This is a genomic window from Pseudoalteromonas lipolytica, from assembly GCF_900116435.1.
GTDB lineage: Bacteria > Pseudomonadota > Gammaproteobacteria > Enterobacterales > Alteromonadaceae > Pseudoalteromonas > Pseudoalteromonas lipolytica.
In genome coordinates, this window is record NZ_FPAZ01000007.1 from 212,494 (window position 1) to 236,768 (window position 24,275).

Annotated in this window: 20 protein-coding genes; 10 read left to right on the plus strand and 10 right to left on the minus strand. The window is 41.8% G+C overall.

Features of this window, described 5'->3' with window-relative positions; translation table 11 throughout:
• Positions 1-17: 17 nt before the first annotated feature.
• The 3 genes from fabV to BM378_RS09360 all read right to left on the minus strand — a co-directional run bounded on the left by fabV (position 18) and on the right by BM378_RS09360 (position 2,291).
• Entirely contained in the window at positions 18-1,211 is a 1,194-nt protein-coding gene (gene fabV, locus BM378_RS09350) for an enoyl-ACP reductase FabV (protein WP_065978656.1), read from the minus strand.
• A 109-nt stretch (positions 1,212-1,320) separates the two neighbouring features.
• Positions 1,321-1,632 (minus strand): BolA family protein, encoded by a 312-nt coding sequence (locus tag BM378_RS09355; protein ID WP_074989043.1) that lies wholly within the window; start codon positions 1,630-1,632, stop codon positions 1,321-1,323.
• Between the two features lie 71 nt (positions 1,633-1,703).
• Positions 1,704-2,291, minus strand: coding sequence for an alpha-ketoglutarate-dependent dioxygenase AlkB family protein (locus BM378_RS09360; RefSeq protein ID WP_036966474.1), 588 nt, complete (start codon positions 2,289-2,291; stop codon positions 1,704-1,706).
• A 42-nt stretch (positions 2,292-2,333) separates the two neighbouring features.
• Between BM378_RS09360 and BM378_RS09365 the strand changes: the two genes are divergently transcribed.
• The 4 genes from BM378_RS09365 to BM378_RS09380 are packed head-to-tail and all read left to right on the plus strand — an operon-like array spanning position 2,334 to position 6,072.
• Positions 2,334-3,467 (plus strand): methyltransferase, encoded by a 1,134-nt coding sequence (locus BM378_RS09365; RefSeq protein ID WP_074989066.1) that lies wholly within the window; start codon positions 2,334-2,336, stop codon positions 3,465-3,467.
• A gap of 13 nt (positions 3,468-3,480) precedes the next feature.
• The gene (locus BM378_RS09370) at positions 3,481-4,032 is read left to right on the plus strand and encodes a YajG family lipoprotein (protein WP_036966471.1); all 552 of its coding nucleotides are present in this window, start codon (positions 3,481-3,483) and stop codon (positions 4,030-4,032) included.
• A 2-nt stretch (positions 4,033-4,034) separates the two neighbouring features.
• Positions 4,035-4,652, plus strand: coding sequence for a peptidylprolyl isomerase (locus tag BM378_RS09375; protein ID WP_036966468.1), 618 nt, complete (start codon positions 4,035-4,037; stop codon positions 4,650-4,652).
• Between the two features lie 40 nt (positions 4,653-4,692).
• On the plus strand, positions 4,693-6,072 hold the full coding sequence (locus tag BM378_RS09380) for an AmpG family muropeptide MFS transporter (protein WP_036966464.1): 1,380 nt from the start codon (positions 4,693-4,695) through the stop codon (positions 6,070-6,072).
• A gap of 117 nt (positions 6,073-6,189) precedes the next feature.
• On the opposite strand, the gene BM378_RS09385 is transcribed toward BM378_RS09380, so the two are convergent.
• From BM378_RS09385 to erpA, 4 genes are all read right to left on the minus strand, one after another.
• Positions 6,190-6,429 carry a helix-turn-helix domain-containing protein gene (locus BM378_RS09385; protein ID WP_036966461.1) on the minus strand — a complete coding sequence of 80 codons (240 nt, stop codon included), beginning with the start codon at positions 6,427-6,429 and terminating at the stop codon, positions 6,190-6,192.
• A 503-nt stretch (positions 6,430-6,932) separates the two neighbouring features.
• Positions 6,933-10,007, minus strand: a complete 3,075-nt coding sequence (locus BM378_RS09390; protein ID WP_065978657.1) for an efflux RND transporter permease subunit — start codon at positions 10,005-10,007, stop codon at positions 6,933-6,935.
• Between the two features lie 2 nt (positions 10,008-10,009).
• On the minus strand, positions 10,010-11,107 hold the full coding sequence (locus tag BM378_RS09395) for an efflux RND transporter periplasmic adaptor subunit (RefSeq protein WP_074989044.1): 1,098 nt from the start codon (positions 11,105-11,107) through the stop codon (positions 10,010-10,012).
• A 103-nt stretch (positions 11,108-11,210) separates the two neighbouring features.
• Positions 11,211-11,549 carry an iron-sulfur cluster insertion protein ErpA gene (gene erpA / locus BM378_RS09400; RefSeq protein WP_036966451.1) on the minus strand — a complete coding sequence of 113 codons (339 nt, stop codon included), beginning with the start codon at positions 11,547-11,549 and terminating at the stop codon, positions 11,211-11,213.
• Positions 11,550-11,728: 179 nt separating this feature from the next.
• Between erpA and BM378_RS09405 the strand changes: the two genes are divergently transcribed.
• From BM378_RS09405 to hemL, 6 genes are all read left to right on the plus strand, one after another.
• Positions 11,729-14,101, plus strand: coding sequence for a diguanylate cyclase domain-containing protein (locus BM378_RS09405; RefSeq protein WP_083422896.1), 2,373 nt, complete (start codon positions 11,729-11,731; stop codon positions 14,099-14,101).
• A 205-nt stretch (positions 14,102-14,306) separates the two neighbouring features.
• Entirely contained in the window at positions 14,307-15,536 is a 1,230-nt protein-coding gene (locus tag BM378_RS09410) for a transporter substrate-binding domain-containing protein (RefSeq protein WP_177222582.1), read from the plus strand.
• Positions 15,537-15,615: 79 nt separating this feature from the next.
• A complete protein-coding gene (locus tag BM378_RS09415) occupies positions 15,616-17,298 on the plus strand; it encodes a chloride channel protein (RefSeq protein ID WP_036966445.1) in 1,683 nt (560 codons plus the stop codon).
• A 20-nt stretch (positions 17,299-17,318) separates the two neighbouring features.
• Entirely contained in the window at positions 17,319-17,753 is a 435-nt protein-coding gene (locus BM378_RS09420; protein ID WP_036966443.1) for a CopD family protein, read from the plus strand.
• Between the two features lie 105 nt (positions 17,754-17,858).
• Positions 17,859-18,875 carry an aspartate carbamoyltransferase gene (locus BM378_RS09425; protein WP_036966441.1) on the plus strand — a complete coding sequence of 339 codons (1,017 nt, stop codon included), beginning with the start codon at positions 17,859-17,861 and terminating at the stop codon, positions 18,873-18,875.
• Positions 18,876-18,947: 72 nt separating this feature from the next.
• Positions 18,948-20,228 carry a glutamate-1-semialdehyde 2,1-aminomutase gene (hemL, locus tag BM378_RS09430; RefSeq protein WP_036966438.1) on the plus strand — a complete coding sequence of 427 codons (1,281 nt, stop codon included), beginning with the start codon at positions 18,948-18,950 and terminating at the stop codon, positions 20,226-20,228.
• Between the two features lie 64 nt (positions 20,229-20,292).
• Here the strand turns inward: hemL and mrcB are convergent, their stop codons facing one another.
• From mrcB to BM378_RS09445, 3 genes are all read right to left on the minus strand, one after another.
• Positions 20,293-22,620, minus strand: coding sequence for a penicillin-binding protein 1B (mrcB, locus tag BM378_RS09435; protein WP_036966435.1), 2,328 nt, complete (start codon positions 22,618-22,620; stop codon positions 20,293-20,295).
• A gap of 94 nt (positions 22,621-22,714) precedes the next feature.
• Positions 22,715-22,876 carry a YqaE/Pmp3 family membrane protein gene (locus BM378_RS09440; RefSeq protein ID WP_074989046.1) on the minus strand — a complete coding sequence of 54 codons (162 nt, stop codon included), beginning with the start codon at positions 22,874-22,876 and terminating at the stop codon, positions 22,715-22,717.
• Between the two features lie 165 nt (positions 22,877-23,041).
• Positions 23,042-24,271, minus strand: coding sequence for an ammonium transporter (locus BM378_RS09445; protein WP_036966432.1), 1,230 nt, complete (start codon positions 24,269-24,271; stop codon positions 23,042-23,044).
• Positions 24,272-24,275 lie beyond the last annotated feature (4 nt).

Consider the following 24,275-nt stretch of genomic DNA (forward strand, 5'->3'; position numbering starts at 1 on the left):
TTAACGTTTTTTATCGATTAATCGATCAACTGAGAAATTTCAACAACAGGATTCACATCTTGCTCGTAATCAACGCTGTCGATACCAAAACCGAATAAACGTAAAAACTCATTATGGTAACCCACGTAATCGGTTAATTCGTCAATCGTTTCTGTATCAACGGTATCCCAAACATGTTGTACACGTGCTTGCACATCGTCTTCCAACTCTTTGTAGTTTTGGAATAAATGACCACCGTCATCAAAACGAGGCGTGTCGCCGTAAAGGTTTTCAGTAAATAGCGCGTGAATTTGCTCAATGGTGCCTTCGTACGTACCATCTGCTTTCATTACTTTGAATAATGCAGAGATATAAAGTGGCATAATTGGAATTGCCGAGCTTGCCTGCGTTACCACAGCATTTAAAGAAGACACATACGCTTCGCCATTTAAGTCTTTTGTTGACTCTTTAATCGCTTGCGTTGCACGGTCAAGGTCTTCTTTTGCTTTACCAATTGTCGCATGACCGTAAATTGGCCACGTTAACTCTTTACCAATATAGGTATACGCTGTTGTTTTGAAGTTATCAGCAAGTACATCGGCTTCTTTTAATGCATCAATCCACATTTCCCAATCTTCACCGCCCATTACTTTAATTGTATTGTCGATGTCTTCTTGGCTTGCCGCTTCAACCGTTACTTCATCAATCACACGCTTAGACGTATTTAAGTTTTTAGTCGTGATATCTGAACCGATTGGCTTTAATGTAGACGAATATGTCTCACCCGTATTTGGGTCTGTACGACGTGGTGACGCTAAGCTGTAGATAACTAAATCAACTTTACCTAAGTCTGCTTTGATAGTCTCAATTGCTTTTTGCTTGATTTCATTTGAAAACGCATCGCCATTGATGTTTTTAGACCACAGACCAGCTTCTTCCGCAGCGGCTTGAAATGCAGCGGTGTTGTACCAGCCAGCAGACCCTGTTTTACGTTCTGCCCCTTCTTTTTCGAAGAAGATACCTAAGGTGTTTGCGCCGCCACCAAATGCAGCCGTAATACGTGATGCTAGGCCGTAACCTGTTGACGCACCAATGACTAATACATTTTTAGGTGCATTGCTTAGTGGTCCTTGCGCTTTCACATAATTAATTTGTTCTTGTACGTGCTCAGCACACCCTACTGGATGCGCGTTAGTGCAGATAAATCCACGAATTTTAGGCTTAATGACCATTGATCATCCTATATCTATCACAATAAAAATTAGCGCTAGTTTAAAGGCTAATAGTAAAAATACAGGTCTGATCAGTCATATAAAATATATAACTGATCACACCATCCAATTAATCAAACTTAGAACCGCCCATACACGCAGGTGATTCAGGCGCTTGCCCTTGATGTTGTGCAAATTCATCAGGCGTAAACGTGTGTATCGCTAAAGCATGAATATGATTAGCAAGCTCATCTTTTAATAACTCATTTATTTGACGATGACGGGCTAGTAAGCGCTTACCTGCGAACTCTTCACTCACTACAATCACTTTAAAATGTGAATCAGTGCCGCGACTATGCATATGACTTTCATTAACAACATTCAGGTGCTTGCACTGAATACCCGCGGCGAGCTTTTGCTCAATTTGTTGTTGCATTGACATCTGTCATAAACCTTTTAGCAAAATAATTGAGCGTTACTATATCAAGGGGATGGTTCATTTTTCCAATGATTTTACATTATTGATCTAAAGGTCAGGTTAATTCGTGGGTGCTTAAGCTTTTGCTGCTTAGGTAAACTATGCAGATAATCCCGTTGGCTTGTGCCATTCATTACTAAGCAACTGCCACTTTGTAGCACGATACTCTGTTGCTCATTGGTGTGTTTATGTTTTATTTTGAACACACGCTCAGCCCCCAGCGAAATTGACGCAATCGTCGGTTGCTTGCCAAGTTCGGGTTCATCATCACTGTGCCACCCCATACAGTCGTGGCCATCTCGATACAAATTAACCAATAAAGCATTAAAAGGTATCTGTAACTGCGCCGTTAAACGTTTTCGCATAGCATCCAGTACATCAGGCCAAGGTTCAACAATCAATTTTGATCCTGAGTAAGCGTAATTAACGTTTTCATCAGCAATAAAACATTGCAAGCGTGGGATAACATGACGTTTGCCATACACCGTAATTTCGGGCTGTTGCCAATGTAGGTTTTGCTCTAAGTAATAAAATAAGTCGAGGCTTTTTTGGGCACTAAGAGCTTGGGCCTGATAAGAAAAGCCATTTGGTAGATGATTAGGGTTGGCGTTTGGCTGTTGCATGTTAGAATTTACCTATACTTAAATACTTATCGTAAAAACATGATGACCACCCAAGCACAGCTCGGTGATAGCACCTATACCCTTGAACGTTTTCCTTTAGATCAAAAAAATCGTAGCCTCCAGGCCTGGGACTCTGCTGATGAGTACCTAATTGATTATGTACATGAACACCATTCACACGCAAATTCTGTCCTTATTCTCAATGACAGCTTTGGGGCATTGGCATGTGCATTTAACCAGTTAACCGTTTATTCAGTTAATGATTCGTATATTGCCCATCAGGCCACCCTTTATAATTTAAACGCCAATGAGTTAAAAGCGGATTCGTTAACGCGCTTAAACTCACTTGAGAGTTTACCAAACCACGTTGATTTAGTGATCTTAAAAGTGCCACGAAATTTAGGCTATTTGCAACATCAATTAGCAGCGATTAGTGCAGCATTACCTGCTGGTATTGATGTAATAGCCGCGGGAAAAACTAAAGAGATTCATAACTCGACAATTAAAGCGTTTAGCCAGTTTATCGGTGAAACAACAACCAGCTTAGCCGTAAAAAAATCACGCTTAGTCATAAGTAAAACAAGTGGATTAGATAAACACGCTGCATTTCCGGTTAGCTGGCCACTGGAGGGCAGCGAATTTGAAATTCAAAATCACGCAAATGTTTTCTCGCGCGATTCATTAGATATCGGCGCCCGCTTTTTCTTTAACTATTTACCACAAACCAGTAAAGCGCGCAGTATCATCGATTTAGGTTGTGGCAATGGTGTGGTGGGTTTAATGGCTTTAAAACGTTGCCCTAAAGCACAGCTTACGTTTGTTGATGAATCGTATATGGCGGTTGAGTCAGCACGACTCAATGTTGAAACTAATTTACCCGAACAACTAGCACACTGTGAGTTCGTGCAAAACGACTGCTTAACCGATTTTGCAGCGAATAGTGTTGACCTGGTGTTATGCAACCCACCTTTTCATCAGGCACAAGCTGTCACAGACCACATTGCTTGGCAGATGTTTAAACAAGCTAAACAGACGCTTAAACCTGGCGGCGAGTTAAGAATAATTGGTAATCGTCATTTAGACTATCATGAAAAATTAAAGCGTATGTTCGGCAACTGTAAGTTATTAGGTTCTAATAAAAAGTTTGTCGTGCTTAGTGCGATTAAAAATAATTAATGGAGCAATATAAATGAGAAAAATACTTCCTTTATGTGCGGTGCTTTTGCTGGCTGCGTGCAGCAATCAACCAAATCAGTTAATTTTAAACCCCGTATATCAAAGCGGTAAAATCACTCAAATTAATAGTAATGTGAGCACCAGTGTCATTGATTTACGTGGTGACAATGTGACGTTAAAAATTATTGAATCAGATAAAACCAAAACGCTTGCAAGCCCAGGTATTACCGACTCTGTTAAAAGTGCACTTGATAGCGCGTTGAGCCGCAATGGTGTCAGTATTTCTAATCTTGCCACCACGCGTTTCGAAATTGATATCCATAAATTACAAGCAGTGGTCACTGAAAAAATGATGACTCACACCAGCGCCGCAAGCATCGAGTTTGGTGTGCGAGTTATCAGAAACGACAGTAGCTTCAGTAAAGTCTACCATGGCAATGCGAACCTTGAAGGCCCTCTAAGCCATGACCGAGCCAAAATTGAGAGTCAGCTGAATAAGTTGACTGAACAATTAATTACCCGCATTGTATCTGACCCAGAATTAATCGCCTATTTAGAAGGTTAACTATGAAGCGCATTTTATTACTTAGTTTTATTTTATTATTTGCTCACAGTTCATTCGCGGCAACTGAAGGTAAATTTATTCAAAAAGACAACATGTTTCCACGGGTCGAAATAGTGACCACGTTGGGAAGTATTGTTGTTGAAATGGATCGCTCTCGCGCCCCTATAACGGTCAATAACTTCTTAACTTATGTGGCCGACGGCAGCTATCAAGGAAGCGTGTTTCATCGCGTTGAACGTGATGAAGATAATGAACGCGACTTTGTAATTCAAGGGGGGGGTTACGATAAAGACTACGACGGTCTGCACGAGAACGACCCTATCTTCAACGAGAGCGGTAACGGTCTAAAAAATGACATGTACAGTATCGCCATGGCCTATCAAGACCGTAAACCGCACTCAGGTACACGTCAATTCTTCTTTAACATGGATGACAACGATCACTTGAATCCGGGCCGTGATTGGGGATTTGCTGTGTTTGGTATGGTTATGGATGGTTATGAGACCTTAGACAAAATCATGCGTGTTGAAACTGCATTCAATGAAAAAATAGGTTACAGCTTTGTGCCTAAAACCCCTGTCGTTATTTTAAATGTAAAAGTACTCGAAGCTAATCAATAATAATTAGGGGGCTTGGCGCCCCCACAAACACGGCAACACTATGACAAAAACCCTTTCAATTTCAGAGTACTTTTCGTACTTCAAAGACAAACGTCTGATCAATATTTTTATCTTCGGCATTAGCAGTGGCTTTCCTTGGGTACTGATTGGCTCGGTGATGTCAGCATGGCTGAAAGATGAAGGGTTAAGCCGCAGCATGATTGGCTTATTTGGCATTGTGTTTGGTGCATACAGTATTAACTTTTTATGGTCTCCGTTGGTCGACCGCGTAAAGTTGCCAGTATTATTTAAATGGCTTGGCCAGCGTCGCAGCTGGATTTTGCTTTGTCAGTCAGTGATTTTTATAGGCACCTTTTCACTGGCAGGACTAGATATCAAAGCGAACCTTTGGTTTGCTGCTGCACTGTGTTTAGTTATCGCCATTGCCTCTGCCACTCAAGATATAGCCATTGATGCGTTTCGTATTGATACGTTAAGCGAAAATGAAAGCCATAAAGCGACCGCAGCCGCCGCTATGGCGACATCAGGTTGGTGGAGTGGCTACGCACTGTTAGGTGCCCTGCCCTTTTATATGGCAGATATTCCATCCATTGACTGGCCCCAAGTTTATTTTTTCTTATCCGTTGTCATGCTGCTATTAATGAGCAGTGTGTTTTGGGCAAAAGAGCCTGAATCAAACCGTGAAGTTGTCCAAGCTGAACTTGAGCACACCTACCAGCAAAAACTCGCTGGGGGACAGCAAACGCGATTTGCCAAAGTACTTGCATGGTTAGCGGTAACCGTTTTTGATCCATTTAGAACCTTCTTTGCACGCAACGGGGTAAAAACCGCGCTCGCGCTACTAGCGTTTATCTTCTTATTTAAAATAGGGGAAGCATTTTTAGGGCGCATGTCTATCGTGTTTTACAAAGAGATTGGTTTTAGCAATAGCGACATCGCTACCTTCTCAAAAGTGGGTACCGCTTTTCTTACCATCGCTTTTACTTTCGTGGGTAGTCTATTCAATCAGCGCTACGGCATTGTAAAAGGCTTATTTATCAGTGGTATTGCAATGGCTGCTTCTAACCTAGCCTTTGCGTGGATTGCCGTGGCAGGCCCTAAATTAAGCCTATACGCGTTTGCTATTATTGTTGATGGCTTTACACAAGCTTGGTCACTCGTTGCCATGGTGGCGTTTATATCAATGCTCTGTGACCGAGCCTTCAGTGCAACGCACTACGCCTTGCTTGCCTCATTAGGAAATTTAGGCCGAACTCTACTCTCAAGCTACAGTGGTGTGGTGATTGATGACTGGTTATCAGGGAATTGGGCACTGTTTTTTGTGCTTACTGCCGTTATGGTTATTCCGTCGCTGGTATTTTTATTCTTAATACGCCATAAACTTTATGCATTAGAAAGCAACTATCATAAGAGCAATTAACAAAATAAGAACGTATGTGATTAAATGTAACCTGTATTTAGAGGGGTCTTAAATAGTGCATCCATGCACTATTTGCATTACCACGCACGCTAAGGGCTGCCTGCGTGTAATGAATAATTAAGCTTCTTTAAGTAAGTTAAGACCTTCGTATGGGTCCACTTCTAGCGCATCACAATAGCGCATAAATTCGATTACATCTAAACGACGTTCTTGGTTTTCAATTTTACCAATGAACGAATGCGGCGTACCTAAAACCTGTGCTAGGCTGCGCATTGTATGGCCTTTCTCATGGCGTTTAGTTTTTAACCATTTTGTTAATTTTGAGTTTTCTTCAGAAGAAACTGTTTTACCCATCATAAAATACATCTCCTACTAGATGATTCAAGTTAATAAATTTAGAGCGAAATTTTGCCCGTCTCACTCTTGGATACATTATATACTAATAACTTTTTCTGTGAACGGTTAATTATACAAATGTCCACTTTTTAGGTATAGACCGTTTTTGTTAACAAGTCTAAGTTTAAGCTAAAATTAAAGCACAAGCTCTATTATTAGTTGCTTAACTGTACCAAAAAATCGTTCAATTGGAACCTTGTAAAATTGAAAATATAACTTTAAAAATTGCATACTTATGCTTAAAGTGTATGTAAATACTGAAAAAGGCTAGGAAATGTTTCGTATATTATTTTTGTTGCCAATTGTACTCTGTGTAGCGTGGTACCTTTTTTTAAAACAAAATCGTGTACCAATTAAGCAAGGCAAAAAAGGGTTCGTCTATATTTTGATCATATCTGGAGTGGTTTTAGGCTTTTTCTTACTAATGATTAAAGTGACCCAACACTAGGGTCACTTTCTATTAACTAGCGCGCGCGATCTCGTAGCATAAGCAAGCAGGGTGTTAACACCAGCGTTAAAACTGTTGCAAATGTTAACCCGCCCGCTACGGCCGTTGCTAATTGCACCCACCACTGCGTAGAAGGTGCCCCAAAGTCGATTTGGCGATTAAATAAGTCAATGTTGACCTGTAGCACCATCGGCATTAAGCCAAGAATTGTCGTAACGGTAGTAAGCAGTACGGGCCGTAAACGCTGTGCCCCTGTTCTGAGGATTGCATCTTTTGCAGCCAAGCCCTGCTGACGCAACACGTTATAAGTGTCAATCAGCACAATATTATTATTAACGACAATCCCTGCCAGTGAAATTACACCAATACCCGACATAACAATACCAAAGGGCTGTTGAAGTACAATTAAACCTAAGAATACACCAACAGTTGAGAATAACACGGCACTTAAAATTAAAAATGCCTGATAGAAACTATTGAACTGAGTAACTAAAATAATCCCCATCACGAACAAAGCAACTACAAATGCTTGCTCAAGAAAAAGCTCTGACTCATCTTGATCTTCAGTTTCACCCCGCACTTTAATTTTTACTCGCGGGTCGAGACCTTGCTCTTCTAATTGCGCCTGTAAGCGTGGCAGCGCTTTGGCAAGCTGCTCACCTGGCTTCATGTCGGCATTAACGGTAACTACTCGCTGTGAATCAACTCGGCGAATTGTATCAACTTTAGGAGCGGCTTGGCGCTCAACAAAATGACTAATCGGCACTTGTCCGTGTATGGTTTTGACACGTAACGTTTCTAAGCGGCCTAAATCTCGTTTATCGTGAGGAAAACGAACTCGAATATCAATTTCATCATCGACATCATCTGGTCGGTACTCGCCGAGCTTCAAACCATTTGTAATAAGCTGCACATTCGCACCTAACATACTTGCATCGGCACCAAAGCGCGCTGCATCTGAGCGATTGAGCTTAAGCTGCCACTCAATCCCCGGCTTAGACGCTGTATCGTCTACATTACGAAACGCCCCGTCATCTTCAATCGCTTGCCGCACTCTTTTTGCCTCGCTATTTAATACGTCTACAAACTTTGAACTTAGCTCAATACTCAGTGCTTTGCCGCCACCGGGCCCGTTTTCATCCTTGCGTAGTTCAATTTCAACACCTGCGAAACCGGCTGTTATTTCCGTTACTTGGCTAATAATATTCTCGGCTGGCGGTCGTTCATCCCACTCTTTAAGATTCATTCTGAACGTCCCCACCTGATCTTTGCCCCCAGTCCTTGCATACAAGGTTTTTATACCTGGGACTTCTAAGATCCTTGATTCTATCTCTTTCATGATCACATCTTTTTCATAAATAGATAAATCGCTGTACGAACGCACCTTAATATTGACGCCATTAGGTTCAACATCGGGGAAAAACTCAACCCCTAATTTTGATACGGCAAAAGTAAAAAACACCAAAACAGAGAATATAATCGCAGCAGTTAAGCTCCACCACGGTCGCTGCGTAGCAAAGTCAAGCATTCGGATATAACGCCCAAGCAACCCTTTTATTTGCGTTAAATCGCCCGATTCAGCCAGTGCCAAGTCAAGTTTTTGCTGTGCAGATAATGGCCTCGTTTTACCAATTAAGCCGCCAATAGTAGGAACAAATACAAGGGCCATTAACAGTGATGCCGATAACGTAGCAATTAATGTAATTGGTAAGTATTTCATAAACTCGCCCATCATTCCCGGCCAGAAAATCAATGGCGCAAATGCAGCTAAGGTTGTGGCTGTTGACGCGATAATAGGCCAAGCCATTCGCTCGGCTGCATGACGGTAGGCTATTTTGCGAGGTTTTCCTTCACTCATTTCCCGATCAGCAAACTCACTAACCACAATCGCACCATCAACCAGCATCCCCACGGCCATAATAAGTGCAAATAGCACCACAATATTTACCGTTAAGCCAAACATGGAGATAACCAAAATCCCGGTGAGGAATGAACCGGGGATAGCAATGCCAACTAAAAAAGCGGTACGAGCACCTAGTACAGCCACAATAACAATCACCACCAGCAAAACGGCCGAAAGCACGTTGTTTTGCAAATCTGACAGCATCATTTTAACGTCTTTCGACATATCACCGGTGTAGTCCACACGAACATGCTCAGGCCAACGCTTTTGAGCTTCATTAACCACATGTTTAACTTGCTCAACGGTATCAATAATATTTTCACCTGCGCGCTTTTTAACTTCTAACGAAACAGCCTGTTGACCATTAATCCGCGCTATTGAGGTTGGATCTTTATAGGCTCTGCGAATTTTTGCGACATCCATAAAGCGCACAACGCGGTCACCCACGACTTTGACAGGTTGCTCCATTACATCTTGAATCGTTTCGAAAACCGACGGTATTTTTACCGCAAAACGACCTTTGCCTGTATCGAGGGTTCCTGCTGCGACCAAACGGTTATTATTCGACAGCAGTTGAATTATATCGCTTGGTTCTAGCCCATATGAAATCATGGCTAATGGGTCAACTTCAATTTCAACCATGTCTTCTCGGTCACCACCGACATCGACCTCAAGGACACTAGAAATACTTTCAAGCTCATCTTTAAGGTTTCGCGCTAATGTGAGTAACCCTCGCTCTGGCGAATTACCTGACAACGTTAAAGTAATGGTTGGTTGCTGATCTTCCATCAGTATTTCATGTACTTCTGGCTCTTCTGATTCAGAGGGTAACTTCGCTTTTGCCAAACTCACTTTATCGCGTACATCTGCCAACGCTTCTTTAGGGTCCATACCGGCAAGAAACTCAAGTGTGACCGAAGCATGGCCTTCGCTTGCCACGGCTGTCATCTCTTTAACCCCTTCGATTGAGCGAAGCTCTATCTCCATAGGCCTTACAAGCAGACGCTCGGCATCTTCTGGCGAAATGCCATCATGAATAATCGAAACATATATAAAAGGAATGGTGACATCTGGATTGGCTTCTTTTGGAATGGTTTGATAAGTCACCCATCCCGATATCAACAATAGAATAAAAATAGATAATACCGTGCGGGTATGAGTTAACGACGCCTCAATTAAGTTTTTCATACTTACTTGCTCGCTACCTCAGCAAATACTGGCTCAACTTTATCTCCTGCTCTGACAAAGCCCTGCCCTAAAGTTATCACATTTGCTTGCTCACCTAGGCCCCACAACCACACACCTTCTTCGGTAGTTTTTGCTAAATTTACCGATTTAAATTCTACCCTAGTATCATCATTGACTATTTTTACCCCGATATTGCCTTGCTCATCCAATGCCATAAAAGCAGGGCTTAAAAGCATGGCAGGTTCTGCGGGTAACTCGATATTTAATTGTGTTGAAAACCCGGCTTTGTAGTGCATACCTGGGTTCGCAAATGCAGCCTCCACTCTGAATGTATTTGTGCTTTCATCTGCGACGGAGGCGATATAACGAATTTTTCCTGGGTAGGTTTTATCATTAAGAACATGAGCAAACGTGGCTTGACCGACCTGTAAACCTTGAATTTCTTTTTGTGTCGCATCGGCTCTCACTATCAGAGGGTCTAGGTCAACCAATTGCAGAATTGGGTCACCAATGCCAACATAATCACCGATTTGCACTAAGCGTTTGTTGATCACACCATCAAATGCCGCTCGAATATCTGTGCGCTGATACATCAGCTCTAAACTCGCAAGCGCCGCTTTAGCTTGTTGCAATAATGCTTGAGCACGCATCGTTTGTACTTTATTTTGCAGCCCTTGCTGATTCAGTTTTAATGCGCCTTCATATTCAGTTTCATATTGAGCAACCAGCGCTTTGGCCGAGGTTATTTGAGCTTTTAAATCTGATTTATCAAGCCGTAAGATAATCTCATTTTGTTTTACAAACTGCCCCTCTTCAACCAAAATTTCAGTTACTTGGCCTGCTTGTCTGGCACTAATATTGGCAGTTTTATCTGGCTCTGATTTACCATAAAAAGTAAGGTTTTTATTTATATTTTGTGCGGTTAACCGCACCACCTGTACTTTGGCAATTCGGTCTGAATTTGTAACTTGGTGATTATTTTCATCATCGACTTCCGGTGACTCAGTCATGCCAGAAAGCATCCAAAGTACAATCACAAGTACAATAAAAATAGCTAAAATATAAGGTTTCTTTTCGAGTGCTGTTCTTAGATTTAGCAACGCAAAATTCCTTCTAATGATGCGTAAGTATAGTTAGGCTGGGGTAATTAGGAAGTGTAAGCAATAAAAAAGCCACATCAAGTGGCTTTTTTCAAATTATTTTTTAAACGCTGAAGCTAGCGCCGCAACCGCAGGTTGTTGTTGCGTTGGGGTTGTTGACAAAAAAGCGTGCTCCCTCAAGGCCTTCAGTGTAATCCACTGTGCCATCAACAAGGTATTGAATACTCATTGGATCAACAACTAAGGTCACCCCGTTTTTTACAATTTCTAAATCGCCAGGGTTGGCTTTTTCATCAAAAGTAAAACCATATTGGAAACCCGAACAACCACCACCTGTTACATAAACACGTAATTTTAGATCTGGATTCTCTTCTTCTTCGATTAACTGTTTAACACGAACAGCTGCTGCATCGCTGAACTTTATTGGCAACTCATCTGACATACCAAAACCCTCAAAACCTATGATATGACGATTATCTAATACCCGAGTGTTTTAATCAAGTATCGCCACAAAGTCATCATATTTTACGAGACCGAATTGGCCAACCCATTAGCATTGAGCTAATGTTTATTTGTACTACTTTTGAATTAAGCAAAGTTTAACGATGAGGGATCATCATAGTGATAGATCATTTAAGGCTCCATTTTATTAATGCCAATATAGATAGCGCACCGGTTATCCCCGCAAGCTATGATGGTTTATTGGTTTTTGCCTCGATACTTACTGCGGTGTTCGCATCGTATGTGTCTTTTTTACTATCTAGTCGCATTAAAAGCTCACACTTAAAAAACGAAAGCTTAATATGGACAATACTGGCTTCCTGCTTTTTAGGGATTGGCATTTGGGGCATGCACTTTGTTGGTATGCTGGCTTATACCCTCCCCATTGCCATTGAATACAACACCACCATTACTTTACTCTCGGTACTACCCAGTGTATTTGCAAGCTACATTGTATTGTCACCAGCACTTAGCCACGGTCGAAGACTCATATTCAGAAGTATTTTAATGGGGGCTGGGATCGGCTGTATGCATTTTGTTGGCATGATGGCCATGATGATGCCAGCTCATATGGCTTATGAGCCTTGGTTATTCTCTTTGTCTATTTTGGTTGCCATTGTTCTTTCGGGTATTGCTTTAAAAATTAACGATTTGAGACAATCTCGAGGCATTCATCACACCCGCATTAATCTGCTTGGCGCAATTATAATGGGCAGTGCTATTTCGGGCATGCATTATATTGGTATGATTTCGATGTCTGTATTTGAAACAGAGCACACCGTATATATAAACACACACGACAACTCCACCCTTGCACAACTTGTGATGACTGTTTTATTAGCGTTGAGTCTTTTTGTGCTGGGGATTGTTGAATTAAGAGCCCGAAGTTTATTATCCGCCAAACTCAAAGCCGTGCTTAACACTGTTCAAGATGTCGTTATAAGCTTTAATAGCACGGGAATTATAGAATTTGCGAATCCAGCCGTGTTACCTGTATTTGGCTACCGGTCCGATGATTTAATTGGTAAACATATTCACCTTCTTATCCCTGAAAAATCAGCTGAACTCAGCGATATATTTAACGGCTCTCAACTTAACATACCAAACGCAAAAAAAAGTAAAAGTCGACTGTTAAAAGGACAAAGAGCAAATAAACAGTTGTTTCCCATCACACTCACAATCAGCTCGATAGGCAAACAAGAAAAAGGCCCTTATGTCGCCACGATTAAAGATTTAAGTGACATCCAAAATCAGGAAGCATTCACACAAACCATTTTTGATAACTTGCCCATCATGCTGTTTGTAAAAGAAGCTGAGCATTTAAGTTTTAGCCATGTAAATAAAGCTGGCGAAGAACTGCTTGGCAGACGTAAAGAGCAATTAATAGGTCTGAATGATTTTGATATTTTTAGTAATGACGAAGCTGCAAACTTTGCCCAAACAGACCGAGACGTGCTTAATAAAGACGGAATAATCACATTAGATGAAAAGCCAGTAACGGTTGACGGTAAAACACATTACTTACGTACTCGTAAACTGGCTATTAAAGACAGTAATGGAAAAGCACGATATTTACTCGATGTGTCAGAAGACGTGACAGAGCTAAAACAAGCCAAAACAGAACTTGAAAACTTGCATCAACGCATGTCGATGGCTGCCGATGCAGCGCACATTGGTATTTGGGAGTGGAACTTTGAAAGCAACGAATTAATTTGGGATGACTGGATGCATACCCTGTTCGAAATACCCAAGTCACAGTTTAAAGGCGATTACGCAACATGGGCTAATACTCTGCACCCTGATGAATATGAGCGAGTTACCAATAAACTCAAGCTTGCTCTATTAAACAACGAAGAGTTTCATGCTGAGTTTCAAATAGTATTACCCTCTGGGCAAACTCGTTACCTAAATGCCGATGGACGTATTTATGGCAACCGTATGATTGGGGTTAACTTTGACATTACTAAACGGGTCATGGCAGAGAAGAAAATAAGGCAGTTAGCACAAACAGATCATTTAACAGGCCTTGCTAATCGAAATGCTCTCAGTAAGTTCATAAAACACGAATTTGATCGCAGTGAACGCACCGGGGCAAAGGTGGGATGTTTATACTTTGACTTAGATAAGTTTAAACCTATTAATGATACCCACGGCCATTTAATGGGTGACTTTGTTCTTGTTGAAGTAGCCAAACGATTACAAGATACGGCTCGTAAAACAGATTGTGTCGCGCGTATTGGTGGCGATGAGTTTGTTGTTGTCATAACCGATATCGAAAACCTTAGCCAAGTGAAACGGGCACTTACACGGTTTATCAATGCTATTTCGGCTCCTATCGCCTCTGAAGTTGGCTATTTAAATATTGCCACGAGCGTTGGCTATGCCATCTATCCTGATGATGCTAAATCACTTGATGAACTACTTCATAAAGCCGATGAGCGCATGTATAAACAAAAACGCAGTAGCCATGAAAGCATACCCCAGTACAAATGAATAATTAAAAAGATAAAATGTCTGCAACGTGTTTTTTTGCGTATACTTATTAAACGATTAATAATAAATATTTTCCATGCGCGCACCCTATTTATCTGTCATTCTATTTCTGCTTTGCATATTTCATGCTGCTTTCACGAGCGCTAATGAGCAACAAACATGGAAAATAATCTCGTTAGAATGGCCACCTTATGCGAGCAGTAAAATGGCCAATGGCGGAGATGCAATCGCCTTATTAAGAGACTCACTTGCCGCAGAAGGGATAGCGCTAAGCGTGGAATATTTACCGTGGCAAGATGCACTAAAAAAAGCAGAGCAACCGGGGTATCTAGGTTACTATCCCGCGTGGCTTTCTGAGATACAAGCAGGGTTTATTGCTTCATCCCCCATTTTAACTTCACAACTTGCTGTGATGACCAGCCAAAGTAGCGTGCAACACTTTGAAAGCATTGAGCAACTTTTTAATGAAAGTAAAGTGGGTATCGTTGGTGCTTATATTTACCCTGATGAAGTTGAAAAAGTCATTCAAGCTTACGAAAGCAGTATTATTCGTGCCGCAAATGATGAAGAGCTTTTTCACTTACTTCAGACAAACCAAATAAACTTTGCCATTGCAGCCCCTGAAGTATTCAACTACTTTGCCACGCAGAAAAATGTGTCTAAACCCCATATTGTTAGCCAGTTTGTCGATTCCCCTTTAGTGATAGGCATTCGTAATGCGCCTGAAAACCGCGAAAAAGCCACGCGGTTACAATCGTTATTTAGCATCAATAACCTCGAAACGATGGTCTACACAAAACCAAAAAAGCTGCTATTAACCTATATAGACATACCGAGTATCTCACCGTTTAATGAGTTCATTAGCCAAATATATGATGACATTGGCATTAAAACCCAAATACAAGCAACCCCAGCACGAAGAGGGCTTTTGTTGCTCAACGCGGGGATCATTGATGCAGACGTTGTCAGAGCTAAAAGTATTATTAAAGAGTTTGAAAATGTCGTTGTCGTAGAGCCAAGTCTCAGCGTGATAAACATTGTATTATTATGCCGACAAACGTTACCTTGCAGTCGAGAAATATTGTACGATCCTAGCAAGAATATTATCAGCACCACTGGCAATACTGAGCTTTTAAGTGAGTTTGATATTAAAGCGCGTATTACGCACAACGAAGCGCTCAATCACAGCCTTGATTTATTAAGAAAAAAACGAATAAATTATATTCTGTATCCCGCACTTGAAAATGAACTTGCCTCTTTAAAAAAAGAATTTCACGTAATCGTATTACGTCAGTTAGCAGTCAATACCGTGATAAATAAAAAACACGCAGCGCTGATACCTGAACTCTCAAAAGCAATTAAAGCACGGCTACCCGAATTAAAAAGGCAGCTAGACAAAGACAACATAAAACAGTCAAATTTACCCAAAAACTAGATAAATTTATAAAATCCCAACGACTTAGCGAGTTTGATTTGCTAAACTTCAGGCTCAAAAGTGCTGTGAGGAAGAATGCATGTGGCTTGAAAGGCTAAGGCGTCGATTAGCAAAGCCTAAAACATCTGTGCAATTGTGCTTACTTGGTGTAAGTGCGGGACTAATTGCGGCAGTGTTGATCATATTATTTCGCCTCACGATCATGTTTTTCCAAAGCTTATTTTTAGAAAAACCTGACGACTTTACGACTCTTCCCACACTTGAACGTGTATTACTCCCTGTCGGCGCCGCCTTATTAATTGCTTTATTTGCCGCATTAACGGGTTTTAAACACTACCGTTTAGGGATCCCCTTTGTAATTCACCGAATCAAAAAGCATTATGGCCAAATGCCACTGTACAACACCGTTAACCAATTTGTTGGTGGAGCGTTGGCGTTAATTAGTGGTTTTTCGGTGGGTCGTGAAGGTCCTTCTGTCCACATGGGAGCAACGGGTGCAAGTTTGCTTGCCGATAAATTGCATTTACCCCACAATGCCATGAGAACCCTGACTGGCTGCGGTGTTGCAGCGGGTATCGCAGCCTCATTCAATACCCCACTTGCTGCGGTAATCTTTGTAATGGAAGTCGTACTTAGGGAATACAAAGTACACATATTTGTGCCAATTATGCTTGCCGCGGTGACAGGCGCACTCGCCACCCAATTTGTGTTTGGTGATGCATCTGAACTGGCGCTTATTACCATGAACCCACTCAGTGGCTGGCATTACCCATTTTTAATCTTATTTGGTATGGCGCTGGGAGCAGTTGCGTATGCGTTTAATCAAAACTTAATGTTGATCATTCGCACTTTTAAACCATTAAGCATGTTTCCACGTTTATTACTTGCAGGGTTAATTGCAGGTTTAATTGCCTACATGGTGCCGCATGCGATGGGCTCTGGTATGAGTGCAATTACCATTGCCATTGAATCACCCGATGATGTGCAGTTTTTGACGACCATTTTAATTGCCAAGCTATTAGCAACTTTATTTGCTATTGGCTTGGGGATACCCGGTGGTATTATTGGCCCCGTGATTGGATTAGGCGTACTTATGGGCACGTTAATGGCATTTTTTGCGCAGTTTATTAGCCCTGGGGTTGATATTGCAGGTACTTACAGCATGCTTGGAATGGCAGGCTTACTTGCGGCCACCTTACATGCGCCGCTTGCCGCACTTACAACCGTGATGGAGCTAACTTCAAGTCCTGAGATTATTGTGCCTGCCATGCTCGTTATCTCAACAGCGTATGTTACCGCGCTGCAATTCTTTGGTAACCGCTCTATCTTTATGCAACAACTGGATTTCCAAGGACTTGAATATCAAATTTCGCCAGCAACCGAGGCGTTGCAAAAAGTGGGTGTGATGGAAGAAATGGATGAGCATTTCAAACTGCTATACAGCGATGATAAAGAACAAATAAAAGCATCTCTCGATGCCATTGACAGTCAAACACCATTAATTGTTCACGATGACGAAAATGGCTATCGCCTAGCAGAATATGACTTGAGCTTGATGTCAGATCAAAACAGTAATATTAAATATGTCAGTCTCGCAGGTTTAAGTAGCCAAGCCACACTCGCGGATGCCTTTGACTTGCTTAAAGATAAACGAAGCGGTGCGGTGTATATATATAACTTACTTGATAATCAGCAAATTATGGGGCTTTTGCGTTGGGACCAAATTAGACATATTCTGACCATACGCAATAGCCTGTTATAACAATTAAAATGGATCAATAAATGAGTGCGCTATTAATTTACAAAACGTTTCATGTATTTTTTATGATTGCTTGGTTCGCTGGTATTTTCTACTTACCACGATTATTTGTTTACCACGCCATGAGCGAAGAAAAAGCCTGTAACTCAATGTTAAAAGTAATGGAGCGACGCTTACTGTTATTCGTTACCCCTTTTGCGGTATTAACACTGGTTTTTGGGGTACTGACAATTGTTGAATATGGCCGTGAATGGTTCAAATACAGCATGTGGCTTCACTATAAGTTAGTGCTCGTTATTATCTTATATATCTACCATGCCTACTGTTTTAAGTTATTGGCTGATTTTAAGCATGATCGCAACACACGTAGCGATCGTTTTTATCGCATTTTTAATGAAATTCCGGTGCTGATTCTATTGGCGATTGTCGCATTAGCAATTATTAAACCTAGCTTATAATTTGCTGCTGTGTACGCTAAAAATTTGCTATAGTACGGCGCAAATTTATGCGACCTCCCATACAGAGTGTCAGCGCCTTTATAAATGTGATTAGGAACAAGCCCCATGTTAAGTTTCCAAGGTGAAAATATCCTGTCGGTCAATCAACTTGATCGCGATTGTATTGAACGTATTTTTGCAGTTGCTAAGAAAATGGAGCCCTATGCTAAAAAGCAAAAGCGCACCAATGTGTTAGAAGGCGCTATATTAGCTAATTTATTCTTCGAGCCAAGCACGCGAACACGTGTCAGCTTTGGCACCGCCTTTAATCTACTCGGTGGTTTAGTGCGTGAAACTACGGGCATGCAAAGCTCAGCGTTAGCCAAAGGTGAATCACTGTACGACACAGCACGTGTTATTTCAGCTTATGCTGATGCCGTTGCAATGCGTCACCCAGATGCAGGCTCGGTAGCCGAGTTTGCAACAGGCTGTGATGTACCTGTCATTAACGGCGGTGACGGTCCTAATGAACACCCCACTCAAGCACTACTCGATTTATTAACTATCGAACGTGAACTGGGGCGTTTTAATCAACCAATAGACGGTATGCACATTGCCCTTGTTGGTGATTTAAAATATGGCCGTACTGTTCACTCGTTATCTAAATTACTGTGCCACTATAAAGACATTAAATTTTCAATGGTCGCGCCTGACGGCTTACAAATGCCAGACTATGTTTTAGATGCTGTTGATAATGCGGGTCATAAAATTCAACTGGTTGACAAAATGGAAGGCAACCTTGCGGCAGATATTGTTTATCAAACCCGCATCCAAGAAGAACGCTTTCCTTCGCAAGAAGAAGCAAACAAATACCGTGGTGGTTTCCGTATCAGCCAAGCAATTTACAACACACACTGTAAGCCAAATTCAGTACTGATGCACCCACTCCCACGTGACAGCCGTTTAGAAGCAAACGAGCTTGATAACGATTTAAACAGCAACGATAACCTTGCAATTTTCCGCCAAGTTCAAAACGGCGTATTAATTCGCATGGCCTTGTTTGCTCTGACCTTAGATGTTGCTGACAAAGTTGAGCAATATGAAGTCAACGTACCGTGGTTTAGCCGTAAACGTAACAGCTAATAATCTACGTTTAGGGCTCGCTTGAGCCCTTGCAAACCTCTCATTTAACGTGACAACCAAATAGGACTATTCATGACAATTAGCCAAGATCTTTTTAATCGCGCGCAAGAATCAATCCCAGGCGGTGTTAACTCACCCGTTCGTGCATTTAATGGCGTAGGCGGCACCCCTCTTTTTATCACCAAAGCCGAAGGTCCGTTTACGTTCGACGCCGATGGTAACCGCTACATTGACTATGTCGGTTCTTGGGGCCCAATGATCATGGGGCATAATCACCCAGCGATTAAACAAGCAGTACTCGACGCAGTTGAAAATGGCTTAAGCTATGGAGCCCCCACTGAAGCCGAAATCTTAATGGCCGAAAAAGTAAAAGAGCTTGTTCCATCAATCGAAAAAGTACGTATGGTGAGCTCAGGCACTGAAGCAACAATGAGTGCGATTCGCCTTGCTCGTGGCTTCACTGGCCGTGACAAAATATTAAAGTTTGAAGGCTGTTACCACGGTCACGCTGATTCACTGCTTGTTAAAGCAGGTTCAGGTGCATTGACTATGGGCGTGCCTAACTCACCGGGCATTCCAGAGGATTTTGCTAAACACACATTAACGGTGTCGTTTAATAACTTAGACGAAGTAAAAGCCATTTTTGCCAAATACGCCGACGAGATTGCCTGTATCATCGTTGAACCAGTTGCTGGCAACATGAACTGTATCCCACCAGTACCAGGCTTTTTAGAAGGTCTACGTGAGGTGTGTGATGAGTACAAGTCAGTGCTTATTTTTGATGAAGTGATGACAGGTTTCCGTGTTGCTTTAGGGGGCGCACAAGCATATTACAACATCAAACCAGACCTTACTTGCCTTGGTAAAGTTATTGGTGGCGGTATGCCAGTGGGTGCTTTTGGCGGTAAAAAAGAAATCATGGATTATATCGCGCCCGTTGGTCCGGTTTACCAAGCAGGTACTTTATCAGGTAACCCAATAGCCATGGCTGCCGGCTTAAAATCGCTTGAGCTATTAAGTGTTGATGGTTTACATGATGAACTTGAAGCTAAGAGCAAAGCGTTATGTGACGGCTTTGAAGCAGCAGCGAAAAAAGCAGGCATTCCCCTAACAACCAATTATGCTGGCGGCATGTATGGTTTCTTCTTTACTGATAAAGAGAAAGTAACCAGCTACCAACAAGCAACAGAGTGTGATTTAGAGCGCTTTAAAAAGTTCTTCCACTTAATGCTTGATGAAGGCGTATACCTAGCACCTTCTGCATTTGAGGCAGGCTTTGTATGTGCAGAGCATTCTGAAAAAGAAATTGCAGACACCATTGCAGCAGCAGAGCGAGCTTTCGCTAAATTATAATGGCCAATGACAAACAATTAAAAAGCCCCAGCATTAAAAATGCTGGGGCTTTTTTTATCGGCTTTTAATCTCTAATACAACGAGGCCGTGGTTCAAACTCACTGGCGCGAATTGGTAACTGCACTACTTTGCCGCAGCCTGGCGGTGCTTGTAGTCCGGTTTCTTCATTAATGAATGCCCAGCGAACTGATGCTGGACGCGTGTCAGCTATCGCTTCAGGATTGAGCGGTTTAAGATAACGAATATAGGCTTCAAGTGCGCCAACACTGCCCGTTAACCCCGTGCTCTTGTTATCATCGCGACCAATCCATGCCACCGTCACTGTATTTTGATCGAAGCCTGCAAACCAGCTATCACGTAAATCGTTACTTGTACCCGTTTTACCAGCCAGTTGAATAGATGGAAAGTGGGCATTCAAACGTTTAGCAGTGCCATCTTTTGTTACCCGCTTCATGGCATATTTTGTCATGTATACAGAGGCATCATCAAAACGCTTCTGCGATTCAACATCATGTTTATAAAGTACTTTACCAACCGAGTCTGTTAACGCTGAGATAGACGTAAGCTCACGATATTGCCCATCTGCCGCAAGCGTTGTGTAAAGCTGAGCCACTTCAAAACTTGAAAGCTCTAACGCCCCTAATAACAGTGACGGATATTGTTCGATACGTTCATCAACGCCTAAGCGCTTCAGTGTGTCAGCCACTTTATCAACACCTACATCTAACCCCGTATTGACCGCTGGGATATTTACACTGTTACTAAACGCTTTATAGAGTGGCATTGGGCCTCGGAATTGCTTATCGAAGTTTTCAGGCTGCCACACTTTCCCTTGTTCATTTGTTACTTGTAGTGGTGAATCATCCACTAAGGTTGCTACATTAAATTTTCCGCTTTCAAAGGCCGTTAAATAAACGGCGGGTTTCACTAACGAGCCAATATTACGTTTTGTATCAAGTACACGGTTAAAGCCAAAGTAACGCACATCTCGGCCTGCTACGAGTGCCGATACTCCCCCCTTCTCAACATTTACAGAGATCATGGCAGCTTCAAGTTCTTCTGTTTTAGGGCGTTTTTCTAAGTAAGGCAGACTTGCTTCTATCGACTCTTCCATCGCCGTTTGTTTTTGAAGGTCAAAATAGGTAAAAACTCGCACACCCGCATCTAATACCTGTTGATCGGGCAGTAATCGTTTTAGTTCACGATTAACCAGTTCTAAATAACCTGGATACGACTTTTGCAGGCTGTCTTTCATAGGTGCAATGTCGATTGGACGCTTTAAAGCGGCGCGATATTCACGCGTATCAATGAGTTTGTTCTCCACCATTAAGCGCAATACTAAATCTCGTCTTTCCATGGCGCGTTCACTGTAACGACGAGGGTTGTAATACGATGGGCCTTTTACCATGGCAACAAGTAGCGCTATTTGGTCGTACTCAAGTTCATCGACAGGCTTTGAAAAATAAAAATCAGCGGCAAGCCCCATACCGTGTACACCTTGGTTATAAGACTGACCTAAGTACACTTCGTTTAAATACGCTTCGAGGATTTCATCTTTGCTGTAACGGTAATCTAAAATCAGTGCTATTAATGCTTCATTAAATTTACGCACTAATGAACGCTCACGCGTTAAATATATATTTTTTGCTAATTGCTGAGTCAGCGTACTGCCACCCTGCACGGTTCTACCCGCTTTAATATTACTGTATAAAGCGCGCATTATTGACCAAACAGACACACCGTGATGTTGATAAAAATTACGATCTTCGACCACCAGCAGCGTGTCTTTTAACATCGCAGGAAACTTATCTAGCGGGACAAATTCACGGTCTTGTTTTGAGTCGTTACCAATGCGCGCAATTTGCACCGGCTCTAGGCGCGCGGTGTTTAAACGACGACCGAATTTATCTTTAATGGTTGCTAACTTTTGCCCAGAAAAACGCAGCTCAATAACATGAGCCTCTTCAAGGCCATCGTAAAACTCAAATTCACGGCGATATACTTTAATGGTGTTAGCAGATTTTACATACTGACCTGTACGACTTAGTTTATTTACTGACGAATAATTTAAACGATTTAACTCCCAAACAACCTCTTGTTGAGACAAGAACTGTCCTGGGTAAAAGCTCATTGCGCGCGCATAGACTTGGGCGGGAAGTTGCCATTTGTTGCCTTCAAACTGACGGGTAATTTTGGCATCTAAATAAATAAGATAAAGCACCATGGTAATGACCACAGCCAACGAAAGCTTCCAAAAAATTGACCACATTTTTCGAAGCACGCGTACTTTAGTTGTCGGTTGAGATGCGTTTGAACGCTTTGCAGTTGAACGTTTCGTTGCCGTCGTTTTTTTACCTGACGACTTTTTTGCAGGAGTTTTTTTATCAGCCATTGAGTTCGCTATTGGTCAGTTAATTTTACAGGGTTATATTTTGCATAACAGCGCAATACTAACACCTGCAAAATTAACAGTCACTTAAACTCGGTTAGCGTGTACACAACCAAAGTGAGTGAATGACAGCGGGGATGAAAAAGATAAAACACAAAATAATATTGATGATTAAATCTTTACCTACGCCCGCTTTCAGAAATACCGCAACAGGCGGTAAAAATAACGATAAAATGATTAGTAACAGTTTGTTATCCATGTTTTTCCCTTTTTAGTTAAGTGTTATTAGCATAGTCAATAAAACCACCTCTCGCCTATAAGAAAACACTTATTTTTAACGCAAAAAAGCTCTACCAATAGTAGAGCTTTGATTTGAACACACAATGATATTATTTAGCGTGTGCGCTGGGCACACGCATTAAAATTAGTTACTGCGAACTGATACAAACTCAGGGTAAGCATCAATACCACAGTCATGTTGATCCATACCGCTTAATTCTTCTTCTTCGGTAACACGGATACCCATGGTATTTTTCAGAATTGCCCATACGATTGATGACGTAATGAACACAAAACCTAAGATACACACTAAACCAATTAACTGATTAACAAAGGTTGCATCTGAGTTTGATAAAGGCACTAACATGATACCTAATGCACCACACACACCATGAACCGAGATAGCGCCAACTGGGTCATCAATTTTCGCTTTATCAAGTGCAACAATGCTAAACACCACAAGTGAGCCACCTAATAAACCAAGTAAACATGCTAGCAATGGAGAAGGTGACGCTGGCTCAGCTGTAATCGTTACAAGACCTGCTAATGCACCATTTAGCACCATTGTTAAATCGGCTTTACCCCATAACACTTTACAGACAACCAATGCGGCAATTGCACCACAGGCAGCGGCAGCATTTGTATTAAGGAAAATTTTACCTACAGCGGTGGCGTTTTCAGCATCAGAGATCAGCAGTTGTGAACCACCGTTAAAACCAAACCACCCCATCCACAGAATTAATGTACCCAGTGTTGCCAGTGGTAGGTTTGAACCTGGAATTGGGTAAATTTCACCGTTTTTACCGTATTTACCTTTACGAGCGCCTAAGAAAAGAACCCCTGCTAATGCTGCTGCAGCGCCTGCACCATGTACAATGGCCGAACCTGCGAAATCAACAAAGCCCATTTCTGATAAGAACCCGGCACCCCATGTCCAATAACCTTCAATTGGGTAGATAAAACCAGTTAAAATAACCGCGAAGATTAAGAATGCCCATAGCTTCATACGCTCAGCTACGGCACCCGATACAATAGACATCGCCGTTGCAACAAATACCACTTGGAAGAAAAAATCAGACTCTAAAGAGTGATTAGCATCTGACGCTTGCGTGCCAATTAAAGCACCAAACGAAGGAACAAAACCCCCTTCTGCGTTATCAACATACATAATGTTGTAACCCACCAGTAAGAACATAGTGCAAGCAATAGAGAACAGTGCAACGTTTTTAGTTAGTATTTCTGTTGTATTTTTTGCACGAACTAAACCTGCTTCTAACATGGCAAAACCAGCTGCCATCCACATGACTAATACACCCGACATTAAAAAGTAAAATGTGTCGAGCGAGAACTTCAACTCTACTATCGTGTTTTCCATAAAT

Excerpts from the sequence above, each read along its gene's own strand:
- BM378_RS09355 (WP_074989043.1), bottom strand. The coding sequence starts at position 1,632 with ATGTCAATGCAACAACAAATTGAGCAAAAGCTCGCCGCGGGTATTCAG.
- fabV (WP_065978656.1), bottom strand. The coding sequence starts at position 1,211 with ATGGTCATTAAGCCTAAAATTCGTGGATTTATCTGCACTAACGCGCAT.
- BM378_RS09425 (WP_036966441.1), top strand. The coding sequence starts at position 17,859 with ATGTTAAGTTTCCAAGGTGAAAATATCCTGTCGGTCAATCAACTTGAT.
- BM378_RS09445 (WP_036966432.1), bottom strand. The coding sequence starts at position 24,271 with ATGGAAAACACGATAGTAGAGTTGAAGTTCTCGCTCGACACATTTTAC.
- BM378_RS09410 (WP_177222582.1), top strand. The coding sequence starts at position 14,307 with ATGGCCAATGGCGGAGATGCAATCGCCTTATTAAGAGACTCACTTGCC.
- BM378_RS09375 (WP_036966468.1), top strand. The coding sequence starts at position 4,035 with ATGAAGCGCATTTTATTACTTAGTTTTATTTTATTATTTGCTCACAGT.
- BM378_RS09385 (WP_036966461.1), bottom strand. The coding sequence starts at position 6,429 with ATGATGGGTAAAACAGTTTCTTCTGAAGAAAACTCAAAATTAACAAAA.
- BM378_RS09420 (WP_036966443.1), top strand. The coding sequence starts at position 17,319 with ATGAGTGCGCTATTAATTTACAAAACGTTTCATGTATTTTTTATGATT.
- BM378_RS09440 (WP_074989046.1), bottom strand. The coding sequence starts at position 22,876 with ATGGATAACAAACTGTTACTAATCATTTTATCGTTATTTTTACCGCCT.
- BM378_RS09390 (WP_065978657.1), bottom strand. The coding sequence starts at position 10,007 with ATGAAAAACTTAATTGAGGCGTCGTTAACTCATACCCGCACGGTATTA.
- hemL (WP_036966438.1), top strand. The coding sequence starts at position 18,948 with ATGACAATTAGCCAAGATCTTTTTAATCGCGCGCAAGAATCAATCCCA.
- mrcB (WP_036966435.1), bottom strand. The coding sequence starts at position 22,620 with ATGGCTGATAAAAAAACTCCTGCAAAAAAGTCGTCAGGTAAAAAAACG.
- BM378_RS09370 (WP_036966471.1), top strand. The coding sequence starts at position 3,481 with ATGAGAAAAATACTTCCTTTATGTGCGGTGCTTTTGCTGGCTGCGTGC.
- BM378_RS09360 (WP_036966474.1), bottom strand. The coding sequence starts at position 2,291 with ATGCAACAGCCAAACGCCAACCCTAATCATCTACCAAATGGCTTTTCT.
- BM378_RS09380 (WP_036966464.1), top strand. The coding sequence starts at position 4,693 with ATGACAAAAACCCTTTCAATTTCAGAGTACTTTTCGTACTTCAAAGAC.
- erpA (WP_036966451.1), bottom strand. The coding sequence starts at position 11,549 with ATGTCAGATGAGTTGCCAATAAAGTTCAGCGATGCAGCAGCTGTTCGT.
- BM378_RS09365 (WP_074989066.1), top strand. The coding sequence starts at position 2,334 with ATGACCACCCAAGCACAGCTCGGTGATAGCACCTATACCCTTGAACGT.
- BM378_RS09415 (WP_036966445.1), top strand. The coding sequence starts at position 15,616 with ATGTGGCTTGAAAGGCTAAGGCGTCGATTAGCAAAGCCTAAAACATCT.